Source organism: Nitrospira sp. BLG_2, assembly GCF_049222245.1.
On sequence record NZ_JBLYIG010000716.1, the window covers coordinates 1 to 2,175 of the forward strand.

The 2,175-nt window shown below is 56.6% G+C and carries 3 protein-coding genes and 1 pseudogene; 1 reads left to right on the forward strand and 3 read right to left on the reverse strand.

Translation table 11 applies throughout. The annotated features are described in order from the left end of the window. The 3 genes from ACOSYY_RS18800 to ACOSYY_RS18810 all read right to left on the reverse strand — a co-directional run. Positions 1–256 (reverse strand): alcohol dehydrogenase catalytic domain-containing protein (locus ACOSYY_RS18800; RefSeq protein ID WP_421664407.1); only part of this gene is annotated, 256 nt, incomplete at its 3' end. Between the two features lie 51 nt (positions 257–307). Further along, a complete protein-coding gene (locus ACOSYY_RS18805; protein ID WP_421664408.1) occupies positions 308–949 on the reverse strand; it encodes a YceI family protein in 642 nt (213 codons plus the stop codon). Between the two features lie 24 nt (positions 950–973). Next, entirely contained in the window at positions 974–1,966 is a 993-nt protein-coding gene (locus ACOSYY_RS18810) for a TonB C-terminal domain-containing protein (RefSeq protein ID WP_421664409.1), read from the reverse strand. Here ACOSYY_RS18810 and ACOSYY_RS18815 point away from each other — a divergent pair. Then, positions 1,965–2,175: pseudogene (locus tag ACOSYY_RS18815) on the forward strand (hypothetical protein); the annotation flags it as partial. The gene ACOSYY_RS18810 and the pseudogene ACOSYY_RS18815 overlap by 2 nt on opposite strands.

Genomic DNA, 2,175 nt, shown 5'->3' on the forward strand with positions numbered 1-2,175 from the left:
CGCGATCCCCTTCCTTGATCCCTGAGACCTCGGAGCCGATCTGCACGACCGTCCCGACTGCCTGATGGCCTGGGATCAATGGCAATGTTGGTTCGGGAAGTTCCCCTTCCACCACATGGAGATCTGTGCGGCAGACTCCGCAGACGTGAATTTTAACGATGACCTGACCGGGCTGTGGAGTAGGGGAAGGCTGATCTCGAAGGTGTAAGGGATGGTTGGAGACATCACACGTGTGATCGAGCACCATCGCCTTCATTGATCATCACCTCGCATCACAGGCTTATCCTGTGGTGCCGTCCAGGTAAAGCTACGAGGGTTTCCGGGCCTTGATGCACTCAATGTCCAAGTGGATGTGGACCTCATCTCCCACGACGAGTCCGCCGCTATCGAGGACTTTGTTCCACACCATGCCGAAATCTTTACGGTTGATCGTGCCATCGGCGCTGAATCCGGCCCTCGTGTTGCCCCAAGGATCTTTGGTGATGCCGTTGAACGTCCCACTGAGGGTGACTGCTTTGGTCACGCCACGCAGGGTGAGGTCGCCGATGATCGTGTAGATATCCTCTTGCTTCTGGTACTGCTTCATCTTGTAGGTCATTGTCGGAAACTGGTCGACATCCAAAAAATCGGCATCGCGCAGATGTGCATCGCGTTTGTCATGATTGGTATCGATCGATCCTGCCTTGATCGTGGCCTCGATCGACTTCAGCGTCTTCGCGTCCGCGTCCATCTCGACGAATCCCCGGTAGTCCCTGAACCGACCCGACGTTTTGGACACCACCATATGCGCGACGCGAAACTCAATCGCCGAGTGATCCGGATCGATGTCCCAGCGAGCCACTTCCGCTTGAGTGCCGATTGGGAAGAGTGTGAGGAGAAGAGTCACCATCACCATGCCGGACGCCCAACCCGATCTGAGCGGAGTCTCTGTGCGACGTGATTCCTTCATGACATCCTCCATTGAGCGGCAGTCTCAGTTCTTCGGCGCGGTGATTGTTCGTCCAAGCTTCTGGAGGCTGCCGGTGCGGAAGTCCCGTACTCCGGCTTTTGAGCCGGTCTGTAATCGCACGTGGATATCGATCGGCTCGTTTCCGACTCCCACAGGGAAGGGTGGGAATGGTTGCGCATCAGCGATCGCATGGATGCCGGCTTGATCAATCTCAGAGGTGCCCGATCCGTCGGCAATCTGCATCAACTGAGCTTGGCCGCCGGGATAGAGCCGAAATTGCACCTGCACGGTTTGGTGGGACGAAGAGGGTGGCATGCTCAGGGTGGCACGGTTCCAACTCCGGTTCAGTAGGTCACGGACTTGGTGCCAATAGGCCGGTGTTGGTTGGGCGGAGCGAAACGGCAGGAGATCTTCCTCCACCAGCTGATCGCTGCCCAGGGGGATCGCATCAAGTACTGGCTCGGCTTGGCCGGCGGCCAGATCGCTTTCACTCGGTTGGTCTTGATTGGTTGTGAGTGATGCGTATTCATCACCAGCGGGCTTGCTGTGACCCATTGTGAGATACACAATCCGAGTCATCACACGTTCGAATTTCGTTTCGGTTGATCTGGCGAAGGTCACGTGGAGTCGAGAAACGTGTGGGCCAAGGGAGAGCCGATCTTGCGCGACGGGCGCAAGGGTGGTGGTTGCTTTCATCACGGGTGAACTAGGATCAGGTTTCAAGGGTACGATCTGCGATTCAAACTGGGCGGATTCACAGATGGCCACAAACGGCATGGAGTCCGGGGGCATTCCGCCGAGCGTAATCGACAGCTCAAGTGGTTGACCGAGTTGGACATTTCCGGAGGTATTCGAACTCGAAAAATCGAACGTCGCCCATTGGTGCTCAGAAGAACCAGCCTGAGGCGTGACGGGGAGAGACGCTGATTGCGTGTTCGCGTGAGCGGGGTCTTGATACGAGATCACACTCAACAAGCCAGCGACGACAATCAGACATGTAGCAGCTGGATGGACCATGGTGCAGGCATCCTACCCATCGCAGGATCTCGGCGCAACCCGTTTCTTTCGCGGAAAGATAGGTGTTCAGCGGTTGAACCTGGTATACAATGAATGCATGCAAGCTCTCGTGAAACACACCGCTGGACCCGGTCTAACCCTTACCGATTGGGCTGATCCCACGCCGGGTCCCCACGATGCCGTCGTGAAAGTCGCTGCCACGTCATTAT